Raw genomic sequence first — 18,978 nt, 5'->3', positions numbered from 1 at the left:
CCTACCCGCGCCCTCATGCTGAGGTGCCGGAGCGCACCGGAGTCCTCGAAGGACGGCTCCAGCCAGACGCGCGATCCCTGGAACCCTCCTTCGGGGCCCGCTGCTGCGGGCACCTCAGGATGAGGGCGTGGGTTGGACAGATGTTCACACCCGACCGGAGCCGCCGCTGTTTCACGTGAAACCTTAACCATCACTCTCCGGCCGGCAGCGCCGCTTCTCCGCCCCGTCCCGCGCGCCTGCGCCGGTTGAGCACCCTGTGCCGGAGGCGATCGAGGGTGAGGTAGACGACGGGGGTGGTGTAGAGGGTCAGGATCTGGCTCACAATCAACCCGCCGACGATGGCGATGCCGAGCGGGCGGCGCAGCTCCGCGCCCTCGCCGTTGGCCAGGATCAGCGGCACGGCGCCGAGCATGGCCGCCAGCGTCGTCATCATGATCGGCCGGAAGCGCAGGAGACAGGCCTCGCGGATCGCGTCCACGGGATTCGCGCCCCGGGTCCGCTCGGAATCGATCGCCACGTCGATCATCATGATCGCGTTCTTCTTCACGATGCCGATGAGCAGGAACACGGCGATCAGCGCGATGATGGTGAAGTCGGTGCCGGTCACCAGCAGCGCCAGCACGGCGCCGACGCCGGCCGAGGGCAGGGTGGAGAGGATCGTCAGCGGGTGCACGAAGCTCTCGTAGAGGATCCCCAGGACCGCGTAGACCGCCAGGATCGCCGCCAGGATCAGCAGCGGCTGGCGGGAGGCCGAGGCGACGTAGTTCTTGGCCGCGCCGGCATACTCGCCGTGGATCGTGGCCGGGAGCTGCAGGGAGGCCATGGCCCGGTCGATGGCGTCGGTGGCGTCCGACAGGCTCTTGCCCGGCGCGAGGTTGAACGAGATCGTCGTCGCCACGAACAGGCCCTGGTGGCTCACCTGCACGGGGGCGCTGCCGGGCTCGATCCGCGCGAAGGCCGAGAGCGGCACCATCGTCTCCTTGGCGGCCGAGACGGGCGCGCTCGACGAGGCCCCGCCCTTGCTCGCCGCGATGGCGTTGGAGGAGGCGTTGCGGGCCGAGTCGGACGCGATGGCGGCGGCGTTCGAGGCGGTGTCGGCCGTGCTGGTGGCGGAGGCGGCGGCCGCCGCCGCGACGGCGCCCGCGCTGCCCGAGCCGCCCACCGCCCCGGAGCCGGTGGCGGCGCCGGTCGCGGCACTCGCCGACGACCCGCTGCCCGGGCTGCTGGTGCCGGTCGCCGTGTTGATGTTGACGGTCCCGCCCGCCGCCACCGTGCCGGCGACCGCGTTGGTGGTGGCCGAGCCCGGCGCGTTGCCGCCCGAGGTCGAGACGTAGATCTGCTTGAGCGTCTCCGGCGTCTCCAGGTAGCGCGGCGCGATCTCCATCACGACGTGGTACTGGTTCAGCGGATTGTAGATCGTCGAGACCTGACGCTGGCCGAAGGCGTCGTAGAGGGTGTTGTCGATCTTGATCGGCGTGATGCCGTAGCGGAACGCGGTCGCCCGGTCGATCACGACCCGGCTCTCCAGCCCGCCCTCCTGCTGGTCCGAGGTCACGTCCGCGAAGGTCGGATCCTTCTGCAGGGCCGCCACCAGCTTCGGGGCGGCGGCGAACAGCTCCGCGGCAGTGTCGCCCTGAAGGGTGTACTGGTACTGGGCGAAGCTCTGGCGCCCGCCCATCTGCAGGTCCTGGCGCGGGAAGACGTAGAGGCGCGCCCCCGCAACTTGCGCGAGCTTCGGCCGCAGCCGCGCCATGACCGCGGAGATCGGCGCCCGCTCGTTGAGCGGCTTCAGGCCGACGAAGACGTTGGCCGAGTTGGTGCCGCGGCCCCCCGTGAAGCCGACGACGCTTTCCACCGCCGGATCCGCGCCGACGATCGCGGTCGCCTGCTTGAGCTTCTTCTCCATGGACTGGAACGAGATGCGCTGGTCGGCCTGGATGCCGCCCATCATCTGCCCGGTATCCTGCTCGGGGAAGAAGCCCTTCGGGACGATGATGTAGAGGTAGACGTTGAGGCCGACTGTGGCGAGCAGGCTCAGCAGCACGAGCCGCGGATGGGCGAGCGCCACCGCGAGGGTCCGTTCGTAGGCGCCGAGCAGACGCGAGAAACCGCCCTCCAGCATCCGGATCAGCCAGTTCGGCCGGCGGCCCGCCGGGGGTTCGCCGTTGGGGCCGTGCCCCTCGGCCCGGAGTAGCCGGGCGCACATCATCGGCGTCGTGGTGAGCGAGAGGACCAAAGAGATCAGGATCGACAGCGACAGGGTGACGGAGAATTCCTGGAAGATGCGCCCGACGAGGCCGCCCATCAGCAGGATCGGCAGGAACACCGCGATGAGCGACAGGCTCATCGAGATCACCGTGAAGCCGACCTCCCGGGCGCCGATCAGCGCCGCCTGGAGCCGGGGCTTGCCCTCCTCGATGTGCCGCTGGACGTTCTCCAAGACCACGATGGCGTCGTCGACCACGAAGCCGGTGCCGATGATCAGCGCGGTCAGCGACAGGATGTTGAGCGAGTAGCCGAGCAGGTACATCGCCGAGAAGGTGCCGATGATCGAGATCGGCACGGCGACCGCCGGGACCAGGGTCGCCCGCCAGGAGCGCAGGAAGGCGAAGACCACCAGGATGACGAGGCCGACCGCCACCAGCAGCGTCTCCTCGGTGGCCGAGAGCGAGGCGCGGATCGTGGCGCTGCGGTCACCGGTGAGCTTGATGTCGATGCCGCCCGGCAGCGCCGCGGTGATCTGCGGCAGGGCCTCCTTCACGGCGTTGATGGTCTCGACCACGTTGGCGCCGGGCTGCTTGTAGACGAACAGCAGCACGCCGGGCTTGCCGTTGACGATGCCGAGGTTGCGCTTGTCCTCGACCCCGTCGAGCACCTCCCCCACGTCGGTGAGCTTCACCGCGGCGCCGTTGCGATAGGCCACGATGATGTCGCGGTAATCGGCGGCCTTGCGGCCCTGGTCGTTGGCGTAGAGCTGGTAGCGGCGGTCGCCCGCATCGATCTCGCCCTTGGGCGAGTTGGCGTTGGCCGAGGCCAAAGCCGCCCGGATGCCTTCGAGGCCGATGCCGTAGTTGAACAGGGCCGTGGGATCGAGCTCGACCCGCACCGCCGGCAGGGACGAGCCGCCGATATCGACATTGCCGACACCGGGCAGCTGCGACAGCTTCTGCTGCACCACGGTGGCGGCGGAATCGTAGACCTGCCCGCGGGTGAGCGTCTCCGAGGTCATGCCGAGGATGATGATCGGCGTGTCGGCGGGGTTGAACTTCCGGTAGGTCGGGTTCTGCCGGAGCGAGGCCGGCAGGTCGGCGCGGGCCGCGTTGATGGCGGCCTGGACGTCGCGGGCCGCACCGTCGATGTCGCGGTTCAGGCCGAACAGCAGCACGATCCGGGTGGAGCCGAGGGCGTTCGTCGACGTCATCTCGTTGACGTCGGCGATGGCGCCGAGCCGCCGTTCGAGCGGCGCCGCCACGGTGGTGGCCATGGTCTCGGGCGAGGCGCCGGCCATCTGCGCCTGGACGAGGATGACCGGGAAGTCGATCTGCGGCAGCGGCGCCACCGGCAGCTTCAGGAAGGCGAACACGCCCGCCAGCAGCACGCCGATCGTGAGCAGCGTGGTCGCCACCGGCCGTCGGATGAACGGCTCGGAGATGTTCACGGCAGCGCCTCGCCGGCCGCGAGATCGGGCCCCCGCCGCCCGGAAATCCGCCGCTCCAACCGGTCGAAGGCCAAGTAAATCACCGGCGTCGTGAACAGCGTCAGCACCTGGCTGACGATCAGGCCGCCCGCGATGCAGATGCCGAGCGGCTGGCGCAGCTCCGAGCCCACGCCGGTGCCCAGGATCAGCGGCACCGCGGCGAACAGAGCCGCCAGCGTCGTCATCAGGATCGGCCGGAAGCGCAGCAGGCAGGCCTGGAAGATCGCCTCCCGGGGCTCGAGCCCGTCCTCGCGCTCCGCCTGGAGCGCGAAGTCGATCATCATGATGGCGTTCTTCTTCACGATGCCGATCAGCAGGACGATGCCGATCACCGCGATGATGTCGAGCGACAGGCCGAACAGCATCAGGCCGAGTAGGGCCCCGATCCCCGCCGACGGCAGGGTCGACAGGATGGTGATCGGGTGGATGAAGCTCTCGTAGAGCACGCCGAGCACGATGTAGACGGTGACGATCGCCGCCAGCACGAGGAACAGCTCGTTGCCGAGCGCCGACTGGAAGGCGAAGACCGAGCCCTGCGGCACCACCCGGAACGAGGGCGGCAGGCCGATCTCGGCCTTGACCGTGTCGATCGCCTCGACCGCCTGACCGAGGGCGGCGCCCGGGGCGAGGTTGAACGACACGGTGGTGGCCGGGAACTGGCCGAGATGCGAGATCAGGAGCGGCGCCCGCCGCTCGCTGATCCGCGCCACCGCGGAGAGCGGCACCTGCCCGTTGGTCGCCGTGGAGGAGGGCAGGTAGATCGCGTCGAGGCTGCGCAGGGTCGTGTGCAGCTTCGGATCGGCCTCCAGGATCACCCGGTACTGGTTGGACTGGGTGAAGATCGTCGAGATGATGCGCTGGCCGAAGGCGTCGTAGAGGGCGTTGTCGATCGTGGCCGGGGTGATGCCGTAGCGGCCGGCGGTGGGCCGGTCGATGGTCACGTAGGCGGCGAGCCCCTGGCCCTGGTGGTCGCTCGCCACGTCCGCCACCACGGGCGACTTCGCCAGCGCCGCGGTGAAGCGCGGCACCCAGGTCTCGAAATCGTCGATGTTCGGGCTCTCGAGGATGACCTGGTACTGGGTCGCCGAGACCGCCGTGTCGATGGTCAGGTCCTGGACCGGCTGCATGTACAGCCGCATGCCCGGCTCGTTCGCGACCGCCGCCGAGATCCGCCGGATGATCGCGCTGGCCGAGGCCGTGCGCTCATCCCGGGGCTTCAGGTTGATCAGCATCCGGCCGGAATTGAGCGTGACGTTCTGGCCGTCGACCCCGATGAACGAGGACAGGCTGGCCACGTCCGGGTCCTTGAGGACGATCTCGGCCATGCGCTGCTGGCGCTCGGCCATGGCCGCGTAGGAGACGGACTGGTCCGCCTGGGTGATGCCCTGGATCACGCCCGTGTCCTGCACGGGGAAGAAGCCCTTGGGGATCACCACGAACAGGTAGACGGTGAGCCCCAGCGTGCCGAGCGCCACCAGCAGCGTCAGGCCCTGGTGGTCGAGAACCACCCGCAGGGAGCGCCCGTACGACGCGATGGTGGCGTCGATGGCGCGCCGGCCGAGACGGGAGAGCACGCCCTCCCGGCGGCGGGTCTCGGCCTCGGGCACGTGCTTCAGGAGCCGCGCGCACAGCATCGGCACCAGCGTCAGCGAGACCACCGCCGAGATGATGATGGTGGCCGCCAGCGTGATGGCGAATTCGTGGAACAGCCGCCCGACCACGTCGCCCATGAACAGCAGCGGGATCAGCACGGCGATCAGCGAGACGGTGAGCGAGATGATGGTGAAGCCGATCTCGCGGGAGCCCTTGAGCGCCGCCTCCAGGGGCGAGTCGCCCGCCTCCACGTGGCGGGCAATGTTCTCGATCACCACGATGGCGTCGTCGACCACGAAGCCGGTGGCGATGGTCAGCGCCATCAGCGACAGGTTGTCGAGGGAGAAGCCGTAGAGGTCCATCACCGACAGGGCGCCGATCAGCGACAGGGGCACGGACAGGCTCGGGATCAGGGTCGCCGACAGGCTGCGCAGGAACAGGAAGATCACCAGCACCACCAGGGCGATGGCGAGGCCCAGCTCGAACTGCACGTCCTCCACGGAGGCGCGGATCGTGGTGGTGCGGTCGGTCAGCGGCGCCACCGCCACGGCAGCCGGCAGGCTCGCCTGGAGCTGCGGCAGCAGCGCCTTGATCTTGTCGACGGTGGCGATGACGTTGGCGCCGGGCTGGCGCTGGATGTTGAGGATCACCGCCGGCGTCGCGTCGGCCCAGGCGCCGAGCTTGGTGTTCTCCGGCCCCTCGACCACGTCGGCGACCTCCGAGAGCATCACCGGGGCGCCGTTGCGGTAGGCGATGATCGCCGAATTGTAGGCCTTCGGGTCGCGGATCTGGTCGTTGGCGTTGATCGCGTAGGACTGCGTCGGCCCGTCGATCGTGCCCTTGGGCGTGTTGACGTTGAGGTTGGTGATCGTGGTGCGCAGGTCGTCGATGTTGAGCCCGTAGGCGGCGAGCGCCCGGGCGTTGAACCGCACCCGCACGGCCGGGCGCTGGCCGCCCGAGATGCTCACGAGGCCGACCCCCGCCACCTGGCTGATCTTCTGCGCGAGGCGCGATTCGGCGAGGTCGCGCACCTGGGTGAGCGGCAGGGTCTTCGACGTCAGCGCCAGGGTGAGGACCGGCGCGTCGGCCGGGTTGACCTTGGCGTAGATCGGCGGCGCCGGCAGGTCCGAGGGCAGCAGGTTGCCGGCGGCGTTGATCGCCGCCTGGACCTGCTGCTCGGCGATGTCGAGGGACAGGTCCAGGCTGAACTGCAGGGTGATGACCGAGGCCCCCGCGGAGGATTGCGAGGTCATCTGGTTGAGGTTGGCGAGCTGCCCGAACTGCCGCTCCAGGGGCGCCGTGACCGAGGAGGTCATCACCTCGGGGCTGGCGCCGGGATAGAAGGTCTGGATCTGGATCGTCGGGTAGTCGACGGCCGGCAGCGCCGAGACCGGCAGGTTCAGGTACGACACGCCGCCGACGATCAGGATCGCCAGCATCAGCAGCGTCGTCGCCACCGGGCGCAGGATGAAGAGGCGGGACGGGTTCATGGGCGCGACCCTTCCGCGCCGGACAGCCTGCACTGCAGGGAGGCTTGAATCGGGGGGCACGGACGTCCCATCCGCGCCCTCATCCTAAGGTGCCGAAGCGCAGCGCAGGCCTCGAAGGAGCTCTCCAGCCGGCCGCGCGATCCCTGGAGCCCTCCTTCGAGGCGGCTTCGCCGCACCTCAGGATGAGGAGGAGACTGGGACTGACCTTCCGGAATCTCCCCGACTCCGCGGAAGGGGGAGGGGAGGCCGCGGGTCCCGCGCGCCAGACCCGTCCTCACTGCGCCTGACGGCGCCGGTGCCGACGACCGCCCTCCGCTGTCCCTTGAACATCCGCCGCCGCGTCGGTCGGCGCGCCGGACTTCACCTCACCCTTGCCGTCGGGTTTGGCCTCCGCGGCCTTCCCGTCCCCTGCCGCCGCCTGTGCGCCCTCCGTGATCCGCACCGGGGCGCCGTCCTTCAGCCGGTCGGTGCCGTCGGTGACGACTCGATCCCCGGGCTTCAGGCCCGAGACCACCACGGTGTTGGTCCCGTCGGTCTCGCCGGTCTTGATCGGCCGGACCGTGACCTTGTTGTCCCCGTCCATCAGGTAGACGTAGGTGCCGGGCGTGCCCTGGAGCAGGCTCGCATTCGGCACGAGCGCCGCGCCCCGCACCGTGTCGACGGTGAGCTTGGCGTTCACGAACTGGTTCGGGAACAGCTCCTCGTCGCCGTTGTCGAACAGCGCGCGCAGCTTCACCGTGCCGGTGGTCGTGTCGATCTGATTGTCGACCGTGTCGAGCCGGCCGGCGGCGATCTCGTGGGCGTCGCCGCGGTCATAGGCCCGCACGGTCAGCTTCGCGCCCGCTCGCACCTGCCGCATCACCCGCGCCACGTCGTCCTCCGGCAGGGTGAAGATCACCGAGATCGGGTGGAGCTGGGTCACCACCACGATCGCCGTGGATGCGGCCGAGATGTAGTTGCCCTGGTCGACCTGACGCAGGCCGACCCGCCCGTCCACCGGCGACGTGATGTGCGTGTAGGCGATGTTGAGCTTCTGCTGGTCGACCAGCGCCTGATCGGCCGCGACCGTGCCCTCGTTCTGCTTCACCAGGGCGCCCTGGGTGTCGACGTTCTGCTTCGAGATCGAGTCCTGCCGGTTCAGGGTCTGGTAGCGCTGCAGGTCGAGCTTCGAGTTCTGCAGGAGCGCCTGATCGCGGGCGAGCTGGCCCTGGTACTGGGCGAGCAGCGCCTCGTAGGGCCGGGAATCGATCTGCGCGAGTTCGTCGCCGGCCTTCACGGTCTGGCCCTCGCGGAACTTCACCTGGGTGAGATAGCCGCTGATCTGCGACTTCACCGTCACGGTGGCCAGCGGCGTCACCGTGCCGAGGCCCTGGAGCACCACCGGCATGTCGCCGGTCGTGACCGTCGCGACGCCCACCGCCTGCGGCATGTCGGCGCCGCCGTGCCGGCCGCCGCGGCCGCCGCCCTTGTGCGCCGTCGCGGGCTCCGCGCCCTTGTCGGTGCGCGCCTCGTACCAGCGATGACCGATCGCCCCGGCGCCGGCGAGCAGCATCAGGATCACGAGCCAGCGGATCGGCCGGAAGCGCCGCGTCCGGACCTCCCGCGCGGGCGCCTCGCCGGGCTGGTAAGCCCGGGCCGTGTCGGTCCGGATCGGTGAACTCTCGTTCATGCCTGACTAGAGCACATGCCGGTCGCCTGCGCGACCGGCGGCACCCTATCCCTCGCTGTCGAAGCCCCCACTCCGCCTCCGGAACGCCGCGTCCCGAAGACCTGTCCTGAAGCCGCCCTGTCCCTCGGGAACCGACGGCTCCGATCCCGTGTGCGGGAGCATACGCCCATAAAGCTGTCCGGGCCCCGAACGGCTCCTTACCGCGGCGACATGTTCACCTGCGGGTTCACCTGTCGGTGCACTTACCGGTGCCCGGCCAATGCGCCGTCACTAGGGCGGCGACGTTTCAGTCGTGTTGCTGGGTCCCGCCGGCCGCATCCGGCGCCGCATAGGCCCGCAGCACCGCGCGGAAGGCGTCATCCACCGGGGTGACGGTCACGGCGCGGCGCAGGCCGATCCCGACGCCGCCGATCAGCAGCGCCAGGATCAGGCAGCCGAGGACCGTGCGTGAGGAAGGCCGCATCGTCGCATCCGGAAGACCCGCCCGACGATCGGAGCGGCCGCCTCCGGACATGCCGAAAGGGCCACCGACCCGCAAGTCGATGGCCCTTCTTGGGGACCGGAGCGGAACCCCGCTGACGGAGCGAGGGGGCGAAGCTCCGTCGGCGTGTGCGCCGCTCCGGCCGTGATCCGAACCTAAGATACGGGTGATGAATGTCAACATTCGTCAGCCGGTGCGTGCGCGTCGGAATCCGGGTCTGTGCGACCGCGCACATTCCGCAACGCGCGGCGCCCATGCTACAGGCCGGCGATGCCGACACCCTCGATGCCCGGCGCCCCCTGCCGCGCCGCATGAAGCCCGCCTTCATCAACCCCGTCTTCGACGCCCTCCCCACGACGGTGTTCGAGACCATGTCCCGGCTCGCGCGGGTCCACGGCGCGATCAATCTCGGCCAGGGCTTCCCCGACGATCCCGGGCCGGAGGACGTGCGCGAGCGGGGCGCGCGGGCGCTCCGCGACGGCTGGAACCAGTATCCCCCGATGATGGGGCTGCCGGCCCTGCGGGAGGCGGTCGCCGCCCATTACGCGCGGCACCAGGGTCTCGTCCTCGACCCGGAGACCGAGGTGATGGTCACCTCCGGGGCCACGGAGGCGCTGGCCGGCGCGCTCCTGGCGCTGATCGAGCCCGGCGACGAGGTCGTGCTGTTCGCGCCCATGTACGACGCCTACCTGCCCCTCGTGCGGCGGGCGGGCGGCGTGCCGCGGATCGTGGCGCTGCAACCCCCGGCCTTCCGCCTCGACGAGGCCGCGCTGGCGGAGGCCTTCGGGGCGCGGACCCGCGTCGTGGTGCTGAACAATCCCCTCAACCCGAGCGCCACGCTGTTCGCCCCCGAGGATCTCGACCTGCTCGCCCGCTACTGCCAGCGGTTCGACGTGACCGCGCTCTGCGACGAGGTCTGGGAGCACGTGGTGTTCGACGGTGCGCGCCACCGGCCGCTGATGGCGCTGCCCGGGATGCGGGAGCGAACCGTCAAGATCGGCTCGGCCGGCAAGATCTTCTCGCTCACCGGCTGGAAGGTCGGCTTCGTGATGGCCGATGCCCGGCTGATGCGCGGGCTCGCCAAGGCGCACCAGTTCCTCACCTTCACCACGCCCCCGAACCTCCAGGAGGCGGTGGCCTACGGGCTGGGCAAGCCGGCCCCGTGGTTCGAGGCCATGCGCGCCGGCTATGCCCGGTCCCGCGACCGGCTCGCGGACGGCCTGCGCGGCCTCGGCTTCACCGTGCTGCCGGCCCGGGCCACGTGGTTCCTCAACATCGACGTCGCGAATCTCGGCTACGCCGACGACGCGGCATTCTGCGAGGCGCTCGTCACCCGGCACGGCGTCGCGGCGATCCCCGTGAGCGCCTTCTACCCGGACGCCGCCGTCCGCAACATCGTCCGGCTGTGCTTCGCCAAGGACGACGCCACCCTGGATGCGGCCCTCGACCGCATGAGCGGTCTTGCCGGGAGGGCGGCGTGACCCGCGGCGGCCCCGTCCTTGCGGGGATCCGACCGGGGGGCCACATCGTTGCGGACGATGGCTTCCCGACGGATCCCGACCATGGACTTCACCCAGGCTGCCCAGGCCGGGCGTTTCGCCCGTGCCGAGACGTTCCCCGGGGGCGCGACGCCCTCCAACCCCGCCTTCCTGAAGGCGGATCTCGGCCGGGAGGCGAGCCTCGCCCGGCTGGAGACGCTGGCCCACCTGATGGACACGGCCTTCGTCATCCCGGGCATCAACCGGCGGGTCGGGTTCGACGCGCTGATCGGCCTCGTGCCGGTGATCGGCGACGTGGCCGGCATGGTGATCTCCTCCTTCATCGTCTACGAGGCGAAGCGCCTGGGCGCGCCGCGCTGGCTGCTGGCCCGGATGGGGATGAACGTCGCCTTCGACGGGCTGATCGGTGCGGTGCCGCTGGCGGGCGACCTGTTCGACGCCGCCTTCAAGGCCAACCGCCGCAATGTCCGTCTGCTGCGCCGCTGGATGGAGCGCAGCGGCGGTCTGCGTCCCACCGAGATCGAGGGCACCGCGACCCGGCTCGACGGCTGAGCCCCCTCAGCCGCTCCCCGTCCGGCCGGTCCTGGGGCTGCCCGGATCTCTGGGCGAGTCTCTGGGCAAGCCCCCGGGCAGCGGGATGGCGCGCGGCACGGGCCGGGAGACAGCACGGATGAACGAGGTCACGCGTCCCGGCGAGAGCGAGGTCGTGCCCGCGCCGATGCCCGGCGCCCAGCCGCTGGTCCTGCGGCCGGATGAGGGGGCACCGGTCCCGGTCGCCGCCGCGGGCCGGGGTACCCGCCTGTCGCCGCTCAACCGGCGCCGCCTCGACAATTTCCGCCGCAACCGGCTCGGCTACGGGTCGTTCCTGATTTTCGCGGTCCTGTTCGTCCTCAGCCTGTTCGCGGAATTCATCGCCAACGACCGCCCGATCCTGCTGTCCTACAAGGGCGAGTGGCTGGTCCCGGTGCTGGTCGACTATCCCGAGGAGAAGTTCGGCGGCTTCCTCGCGACGACCGATTACCGGTCCTCGGAGATCCGCAAGGAGATCGCGGCGAACGGCTGGGCGCTCTGGCCGCCGATCCCGTTCTCGTACGATACGATCAACGAGGATCTGCCGACGCCGTCGCCGTCCCCGCCCACCTGGATGCTCACCGACGCGCAATGCCGGCCCGTGGCCGAGAAGCTCGGCGGCACGGGCTGCGCGGACATTCCCTGGCACTGGCTCGGCACCGACAACACCACCCGGGACGTGCTCGCGCGGGTGATCTACGGCTTCCGAATCTCGGTGCTGTTCGGCCTGATCCTGGCCGCGGTCTCCTCGGTGATCGGCGTCGTCGCGGGGGCCGTGCAGGGTTATTTCGGCGGCTGGGTCGATCTCGCCTTCCAGCGCTTCATCGAGGTCTGGGGTGGCATCCCGACCCTCTACCTGATTATCATCATCTCGGCCTTCATTGCCCCGGGCTTCTTCGTCCTGCTCGGGATCATGCTGCTGTTCTCGTGGGTGGCGCTGGTCAGCGTCGTGCGCGCCGAGTTCCTGCGAGCCCGGAATTTTGAATACGTCCGGGCCGCGCGGGCGCTGGGCCTGTCGAACATCCGCATCATGACGGTTCATCTGCTGCCGAATGCCATGGTGGCGACCCTGACCTTCCTGCCGTTCATCCTGAACGGCTCGATCACCACCCTGACGTCCCTGGACTTCCTCGGCTTCGGCCTGCCGCCGGGCTCGCCCTCCCTCGGAGAGCTTCTCGCGCAGGGCAAGGACAATCTCACCGCGCCGTGGCTCGGATTGACCGGCTTCCTGGTCATCGCCGTGATGTTGAGCCTGCTCGTCTTCGCCGGCGAGGCTGTGCGCGATGCCTTCGATCCGCGTAAGACTTTCGTCTAACGTCGCGATTGGCGGGCGAAAATGACGCAGGCGCCCCGCCCGTCTTTCCACAACTGTACGAAGATCGAGCGTTGTCCCGGCATGACCGCAGGGCAATCGTGAGCGATCGTCTAGGTGCGCCCTCGGTCCGGGCGGTAAAGGTCTCTGCCGCCAGCGAAAACCCGGCTCCAGGATCCGGCTAGCATTCGTGGGACCGGCGGGGATAAAGCGCTTCAGAAGTGCGCCTCAAGTGCCATCTATGCAACCATACCCTGTAAGCCCAGCCGCGTGATCGAGGTTTAGACTTCTGCACGATCACAGATAATTGTATGAATCGCCTTGCATTTTCTGGACGCTGTCTTAACTCGCGAAAAGTGAGGATCCAACCAGGCTTTTGCGCCGAGGAAAGAGAGAATGTCAGAAGCTGCGCCGACATCGCAATTGGACTACATCGAACGGACCGTGGACGTCGTCGCGGCCTACGTTTCCAACAACTCGCTACCCTCGGCCGATTTGCCGGCCCTGATCGCGAGCATCCATGAGGCCCTGAACGCGATCGGATCCGGCCCGGTCGCCCCGGCGACCGAGAGCGTCGAGCGGCCGACGCCGGCTCAGATCCGCAAGTCGATCCGCCCTGACGGACTGGTCAGCTTCATCGACGGCAAGTCGTACAAGACGCTGAAGCGCCACCTGACCAAGCACGGGCTCGATCCGCAGAGCTATCGGGAGCGCTACGGCCTGCCGGCCGATTACCCGACCACCTCGGCGAACTACTCGGCCCAGCGCTCGGCTCTCGCGAAGAGCCTCGGTCTCGGCCAGCCGGGCCGGTCTCAGTCCGCCGACAAGGATGCGGAACCCGCTGACGAGGCGGTCTCCGCCCCCGCCCCGAGCCGGCGCAAGGCTTCGGCCGCCGCGACCAAGCCGCGTGCCGGCCGCAAGGTCGAGGCCGCCTGATCGCGGCCGCGGAAGCCGGACGGTCGTAGGCTCGCGATCGGAGACGGTCGCGTCCTCACCGTCCGCAGGTCCTGCAAGGCGCCCTGGCGCGCTGTGGGTTCAGGCCGGCTGCGGTCCGGCCTGACGGTCACGCGGCCGCCGATCAGGCCGCGAGCCGCCCATCCAGCGGAAAGACCTTGGCGGGGTTCAGCATCCAGTCCGGATCGAACACCGCCTTCACCCGCATCTGCTGCTCGAGATCGACCTGATCGTACTGGAAGCGCATCAGGTCGCGCTTCTCGATGCCGACGCCGTGCTCGCCGGTGAGGCAGCCGCCCACCTCGACGCAGAGCTTCAAGATCTCGTCGCCCGCGGCCTCGGCCTTCTGCAATTCGCCGGGCGTGTTGATGTCGAACAGGATCAGCGGATGCAGGTTGCCGTCGCCCGCGTGGAACACGTTGGCGACCCGCAGGCCCTTCCCGGCGCAGATCGCGCCGATCCGCTCCAGCACCGGACCGAGCTGGCCGGTGGGGATCGTGCCGTCCATGCAGATGTAGTCGGAGATCCGGCCGGTGGCCCCGAAGGCCGATTTCCGGCCCTTCCAGATCGCGGCCGATTCCGCCTCCGAGCGCGAGACCCGTACGCTGGTCGGGCGGAAATCCTTGGCGATCGTCTCGATCCGCGCCAGCATCGCGTCGCACTCGGCATCCGAGCCCTCGACCTCGATGATCAGCATCGCCTCGGCGTCGCGGGGGTAGCCGGCCTGGGCGAAATCCTCGGTGATGAGGATCGCCTCGCGATCCATGTACTCGATCGCCACCGGGATGATGCCGGCCGCGATGATCGCGGCCACGCAGTCGCCCGCATCCTCCACCTTCGAGAAGCCGACCAGCACCGGCCGCGCCCCTTCCGCCGCCCGCAGGATCCGCACGGTGGCCTCGGTGACGATGCCGAGCTGACCCTCCGAGCCGCAGACGAGGCCGAGCAGGTCGTAGCCGCCGCTGTCGAGGTGCTGGCCGCCGATCTCCACCACGGTGCCGTCGTTGAGCACCAGGGTGACGCCAAGCAGGTTGTTGGTGGTCACGCCGTATTTCAGGCAGTGGGCGCCGCCGGAATTCATCGCGATGTTGCCGGCGATCGTGCAGGCGAGCTGGCTCGACGGATCGGGGGCGTAGAAGAAGCCCTCGTGGGAGACCGCCCCCGAGATGGCGAGGTTGGTGATGCCGCTCTGCACCCGGGCGGTGCGATTGGCGAAGTCGAGGTCGAGGACCTTGGTCATCTTGCCGACGCCCAGGATGATCGCGTCGGCCTGCGCGATGGCGCCGCCCGCGAGCGAGGTGCCGGCGCCCCGGGGGACGACCCGCACGTTGTTGGCGTGGCAATAGGCCATCACGGCGGCCACTTCCGCGGTGGTGGAGGGCAGCACCACGGCGAGCGGCATCTGCCGGTAGGCGGTGAGCCCGTCGGTCTCGAAGGCCCGGCGCTCGTCCTCGCTGACCACCAGCGCCTCCGGCGCGACCAGGGGCGCGAGGCCGGCCAGGATCGCGTCGCGGCGGGCGAGGATCGCGGGATCGGGGTCGGGGAAGCGGATGGTCATGGGGCTTGTGCCCTCCTTGGGCCCGCGGCGCGGGGTGGCATGCGGGATGGCGTGCCGGCAGCATGGACCGCGGCGGCCGCGCCTTCAACCGGCGTGCGGCGCTGCGTCGTCCCCGCGTCACATTTCAACCACGACGGCTGCCTAGCGTCGCCGGACACGCTTCGCTGCGCCGATCCGCGAGCCCGGCCCTCGGTGCCGGATCCGGTCGACGGGTCCAGAACGGAAACGATGAACGCTCCCGCCTCCAGCGCCCTGCGCGACGATCGTTACGACGCGCCGTCGGCGCATCTCGCCACCACCCGTGACCTCGGGATCCGCAGCCTCCAGCTCGGCATCGCGGCCCTGCAGGAGGCGAGCGCGGCCTTCCAGGGCCGGCTCGGCGCGGCCTTCGAGGAGGCGGTGCAGACGATCCTGCAGAGCAAGGGCCGGGTCATCGTCAGCGGCATCGGCAAGAGCGGCCATGTCGGCCGCAAGATCGCCGCGACGCTGGCCTCCACCGGCACGCACGCCTTCTTCGTCCACCCCACCGAGGCGAGCCACGGCGACCTCGGGATGATCGCCCGGGACGACGTCATCATCGCCCTGTCGTGGTCGGGGGAGACCGCGGAGCTGTCCGACCTCGTCGGCTTCAGCCGCCGGTTCTCGATTCCCCTGGTCGCCATCACCCGCAACGGCGAGAGCACGCTGGGCAAGGCCGCCGACGTGCTGCTGGAACTGCCCCGGGTGCGGGAATCCTGCCCGCACGACCTCGCGCCGACCTCCTCGAGCCTGATCCAGCTGGCCCTGGGCGACGCCCTGGCGGTGGCGCTCCTGGAGCGGCGCGGCTTCACCTCGGCGCGCTTCCACACCCTGCATCCCGGCGGCACCCTGGCCGCCCGCCTCAAGACCGTGCAGCAGGTGATGCACGGCCCCCAGGACATGCCTCTGGTCCACGAGACCGCGCTGATGTCCGAGGTGCTGATCGAGATCGCGGCGCGGCGCTACGGCTGCGTCGGCGTCACGGACGCGGCCGGGCGCCTCGTCGGCATCGTCACGGACGGCGACCTGCGCCGCCACATGGGCCCCGCGATCCTCGACACGCCGGTCACGGACATCATGACCCGCGACCCGATCACCGTGGAGCCCCACAAGCTCGCCCAGACCGCGCTGGAACTGATGAACCGCCGGCTGATCACGGCGGTCTTCGCGGTCGCGGACGGACGGCCCGTGGGCATCGTGCACGTCCACGATCTGCTGCGCGTCGGCATCGTCTGAGGCCGTTCGGAACCGGCGGGTCCGATCCTCGCCCCCGTCCTGAGGCCTCCGTCGCGCTGCGGCCCCTCGGGATGAGGACGGAGGGTCGGACGACCGGCGCCGGATCCGCCGGTCGGGCGCCGCTCACAGCCGCGCCAGCAGCTCCGCCTTCTTGGTCGAGAATTCCGCATCGGTGAGCACGCCGCGCGCGTGGAGCGCGGCCAGACGCTCGATGGTGGCGAGCACGTCGTCCGATGATGACCGATCCGGCGCAGGCGCTGCGGCGGGACCCTGGATCCCAGCCGCATCCACCGGATGCGGATCCGCCGGGTGAGTGCCCGCCGGGTGAGTGCCCGCGGGGTAAGTGTCCGCGGGGTGAGTGTCTCCTGGGCGTGGATCCGCTTGGCGCGGCGCGGCGACCTCCGCCTCGATCCGGCGCAGGCGGTCGAGGGCGACGGCTCCGGCCGGCCCGGTGAAGCCGAGGCTTCCATCCGCCTGCGACACGCCGGTGATGCGGTGCTCACCGGTGTCGTAGAGAGCCACCCCCGCCCCCGATTCGACCGCGAGCCGCCGGCTGTCCGGGAAATAGGCGTAGCGCAGCCCGTTCTGCGCTCCGGTGCTCGCCGGGTTCCCGAGACCGGCCGGCCACCACTCGCCGCCGCCCCGGAGGGCCGCAGGGGCCGCATCCGAGAAGCCGCCCGCCGGGAGCGCCCCGGCCAGCTCGGTGCAGAGCGCACCGACCCGCGCCTTCAGCGCGTCGTCGAACATCCGGCCGACCATCACCATGCCGCCGGCGAACCACTGGCCCATGCCGCCGAGATCCGGATGGTCGAACTGCGCCATCGTGCCGTGGCCGCGCTCCAGCGCCTGCACGAGATGGCGCACCGCATCCAGGCTGACCCCGTGGCGCTCGGCCACGCTCTGCAGCCCCGAGGCGTGGTCCAGCGGTCCGTCATCGAAGAAACCGTCGCGCGGGGCGCTGTCGGACGGGTTCATGAGCCAGCTCCCGATTCGTCGCAGGGCGGACCGGATCGGTGCAGGCCCGGCGATCCGCCACCCGGCGTGTCCGACCTGCGGCGGTGAGCCCCAGGCCGGCCACGACGTTGCGCTGCGGACACAATCCCTGGTCGAAGGCACCGGTTCCGGCCCGTCTCAGTCCGCGGCGGGCGGGAACGGACCCGCGATGGTGAAGTCGGTGATCGGCCGGCGGCCGTTCGGCGTCTCGCGGGGCCGCTGCTCCTCGGTGAGTTCGGCCTCGGGCGTCTTGCGGCCGACCGCGAAGGCGGCCTCGATCCGGTGGTTCTCGGGCAGGCGCAGCACCTCGGGGGCGCGGACATGGTCGAAGCCGACCATGCCGTGGGCGTGCCAGCCCTGGTGGATCGCCTGGAGCTGGAAGGCCAGCGAGGCGGTGCCGGCGTCGAAGGAGTGGCTGTAGGAGGGCTTCAGCTCGTCGCCGACCTTCATGAGCCCGTTCGAGACCAGGAACAGGATCGCGCCGGTGCCGGATACCCATTTCTGGTTGCCGGGCACGAGCAGGCCGAGGAAGGTCTCCCAGTGGGCGTCGCCGCGGAGCGCGTAGAGGAAGCGCCAGGGCTGCGAGTTGTAGGCGGAGGGCGACCAGCGCGCCGCCTCGATCATCCGCATCAGCTCGGCTTCGGGCACGGCCTCGCCCGTGAAGGCGCGGGGCGAGTGCCGCTTCACGAAGACCGGATCGATGTCGTGGTCGGCGCGGCGGGGCGGGGGCAGGCTCAAGGGATTCGTCTCCGAAGGGCGGGGCGCCCGGGCGGCCGAGCTTGCCCGAAACGCCTGCCCGGAGGCAAACCCGATGCCGACCCGATGCCGACCCTAGGCCACGCTGCGCTCGATCTCCTCCTCGTCGCAGATCACGCCGGCATTGCCCTCGAACTCCGCCGCGAGGTCCACGGGGGCGTGGGTCGGCGCCGGCGAGACCCGGTCGCGGGCGAAGGTCGCCAGGAACAGGCGCATCACGTGGCGGACGCCCGCATCGTTGATGGTGCGCTGGTCCTCGTTGTAGTAGCGCCCGGCATTCACGTTGCTCGTGACGATGTCGTAGGCGGGGAAGTAGACCGCCCGCGGGTCGCCGCGGCCGACCACCTCGCCGGCCGCCACCCGCAGCACCGACTTGGAGTAGCTGTTCGACTCCATCACGTGCCGGTCCATGTAGGTGGCGATCATCGGCACCGGCGAGACCGTGAAGATCACCCGCGCCTTCGGGTTCACGCTCCAGAGCCGGTCGAGGAAGCCGTTGAGGTCGCCGAGCACCTCGCCCGCGCCGGCATTGACGCATTCGTAGAGGTCCGGATCGAAGGTCCCGCCCGCGACCCCGGGGGCGAGCGGCAGCGCCGCCCCGTCGGCCCGCCAGCGCCAGCCTTCCGTGAGGCCGAGTGTCAGCACGAACACGTCCAGGGTCTCGAACAGGCGGCGCACCTCGGCGAGATGCGCGTCGCGCGCCGCGACCACCTCGGCCTCGCTGGCGAAGCCCGCCGGCTCGACCGTGGGGCGGAACGGGTCGACGTAGCGGCCGTCGTCCCGCAGCCACGCCTTCAGCTCCGGCTCGAACTTGCCGTAGGCCCGGTCGAACAGCTGCACGAACTGGCGCGTGTAGTAGAGGTTGCCGTAGCGCGCCGAGAACGTGCCGAACTGCCGGGCATTGGCCTCCTCGGCGCTCATGCCGGGGGGCGGCGGCTCGGTCAGGTAATAGTTGAAGCCGGCGCCGCGCACCGCCTCGGCCACCCGCTGCGCGAAGCAGGAGCCACCGGTGGCGACCTTGTCGGTCGGCCCGATGACGAACGTGTCCTTCGGGTGCGGATTGACCGCGAAGGGCGGCACGTTGGTGACGACCTTGCGCCAGAATCGCTCGGCCGGTAGACCCGTATACGGATTCAACGCCATCTTCGAACC

Annotated in this window: 13 protein-coding genes; 5 read left to right on the top strand and 8 right to left on the bottom strand. The window is 70.1% G+C overall.

What is annotated here, in order from left to right:
• Nucleotides 1–190: 190 nt before the first annotated feature.
• The 4 genes from GGQ91_RS19215 to GGQ91_RS19200 form a co-directional block, all read right to left on the bottom strand.
• Nucleotides 191–3,658, bottom strand: a complete 3,468-nt coding sequence (locus tag GGQ91_RS19215) for an efflux RND transporter permease subunit (RefSeq protein WP_043346320.1) — start codon at nucleotides 3,656–3,658, stop codon at nucleotides 191–193.
• Nucleotides 3,655–6,780 carry an MdtB/MuxB family multidrug efflux RND transporter permease subunit gene (locus GGQ91_RS19210; RefSeq protein ID WP_182592656.1) on the bottom strand — a complete coding sequence of 1,042 codons (3,126 nt, stop codon included), beginning with the start codon at nucleotides 6,778–6,780 and terminating at the stop codon, nucleotides 3,655–3,657. The genes GGQ91_RS19215 and GGQ91_RS19210 overlap by 4 nt, the downstream gene beginning before the upstream one ends.
• A gap of 274 nt (nucleotides 6,781–7,054) precedes the next feature.
• Nucleotides 7,055–8,449 carry an MdtA/MuxA family multidrug efflux RND transporter periplasmic adaptor subunit gene (locus tag GGQ91_RS19205; protein ID WP_182592655.1) on the bottom strand — a complete coding sequence of 465 codons (1,395 nt, stop codon included), beginning with the start codon at nucleotides 8,447–8,449 and terminating at the stop codon, nucleotides 7,055–7,057.
• Between the two features lie 286 nt (nucleotides 8,450–8,735).
• Nucleotides 8,736–8,912, bottom strand: a complete 177-nt coding sequence (locus tag GGQ91_RS19200; RefSeq protein WP_236952745.1) for a hypothetical protein — start codon at nucleotides 8,910–8,912, stop codon at nucleotides 8,736–8,738.
• A 329-nt stretch (nucleotides 8,913–9,241) separates the two neighbouring features.
• On the opposite strand from GGQ91_RS19200, the gene GGQ91_RS19195 reads away from it, so the two are divergent.
• The 4 genes from GGQ91_RS19195 to GGQ91_RS19180 all read left to right on the top strand — a co-directional run bounded on the left by GGQ91_RS19195 (nucleotide 9,242) and on the right by GGQ91_RS19180 (nucleotide 13,247).
• Nucleotides 9,242–10,411: an aminotransferase gene (locus tag GGQ91_RS19195; RefSeq protein WP_182592782.1), complete on the top strand. Its 1,170-nt coding sequence runs from the start codon at nucleotides 9,242–9,244 to the stop codon at nucleotides 10,409–10,411.
• Nucleotides 10,412–10,492: 81 nt separating this feature from the next.
• A complete protein-coding gene (locus GGQ91_RS19190) occupies nucleotides 10,493–10,981 on the top strand; it encodes a DUF4112 domain-containing protein (protein ID WP_043346332.1) in 489 nt (162 codons plus the stop codon).
• 118 nt (nucleotides 10,982–11,099) lie between these two features.
• The gene (locus tag GGQ91_RS19185) at nucleotides 11,100–12,314 is read left to right on the top strand and encodes an ABC transporter permease (RefSeq protein ID WP_182592654.1); all 1,215 of its coding nucleotides are present in this window, start codon (nucleotides 11,100–11,102) and stop codon (nucleotides 12,312–12,314) included.
• 393 nt (nucleotides 12,315–12,707) lie between these two features.
• Nucleotides 12,708–13,247, top strand: a complete 540-nt coding sequence (locus GGQ91_RS19180) for a Ros/MucR family transcriptional regulator (RefSeq protein ID WP_043346338.1) — start codon at nucleotides 12,708–12,710, stop codon at nucleotides 13,245–13,247.
• Nucleotides 13,248–13,389: 142 nt separating this feature from the next.
• Here the strand turns inward: GGQ91_RS19180 and GGQ91_RS19175 are convergent, their stop codons facing one another.
• Entirely contained in the window at nucleotides 13,390–14,823 is a 1,434-nt protein-coding gene (locus tag GGQ91_RS19175; RefSeq protein ID WP_053611317.1) for an FAD-linked oxidase C-terminal domain-containing protein, read from the bottom strand.
• 228 nt (nucleotides 14,824–15,051) lie between these two features.
• Between GGQ91_RS19175 and GGQ91_RS19170 the strand changes: the two genes are divergently transcribed.
• Nucleotides 15,052–16,077 (top strand): KpsF/GutQ family sugar-phosphate isomerase, encoded by a 1,026-nt coding sequence (locus GGQ91_RS19170; protein ID WP_043759616.1) that lies wholly within the window; start codon nucleotides 15,052–15,054, stop codon nucleotides 16,075–16,077.
• A gap of 123 nt (nucleotides 16,078–16,200) precedes the next feature.
• Here the strand turns inward: GGQ91_RS19170 and GGQ91_RS19165 are convergent, their stop codons facing one another.
• The 3 genes from GGQ91_RS19165 to GGQ91_RS19155 form a co-directional block, all read right to left on the bottom strand.
• Complete coding sequence (locus tag GGQ91_RS19165; protein WP_182592653.1) at nucleotides 16,201–17,052, bottom strand: SHOCT domain-containing protein; 852 nt, start codon at nucleotides 17,050–17,052, stop codon at nucleotides 16,201–16,203.
• A 156-nt stretch (nucleotides 17,053–17,208) separates the two neighbouring features.
• Nucleotides 17,209–17,808, bottom strand: a complete 600-nt coding sequence (locus GGQ91_RS19160; protein WP_182592652.1) for a nitroreductase family protein — start codon at nucleotides 17,806–17,808, stop codon at nucleotides 17,209–17,211.
• A 93-nt stretch (nucleotides 17,809–17,901) separates the two neighbouring features.
• Nucleotides 17,902–18,969, bottom strand: a complete 1,068-nt coding sequence (locus tag GGQ91_RS19155) for a GSCFA domain-containing protein (protein WP_043346353.1) — start codon at nucleotides 18,967–18,969, stop codon at nucleotides 17,902–17,904.
• Nucleotides 18,970–18,978: the final 9 nt, after the last annotated feature.

The organism is Methylobacterium fujisawaense (assembly GCF_014138435.1).
GTDB lineage: Bacteria > Pseudomonadota > Alphaproteobacteria > Rhizobiales > Beijerinckiaceae > Methylobacterium > Methylobacterium fujisawaense.
Note: the sequence above shows the minus strand (reverse complement) of the source record. Positions and strands in the feature narration are given on the sequence as shown.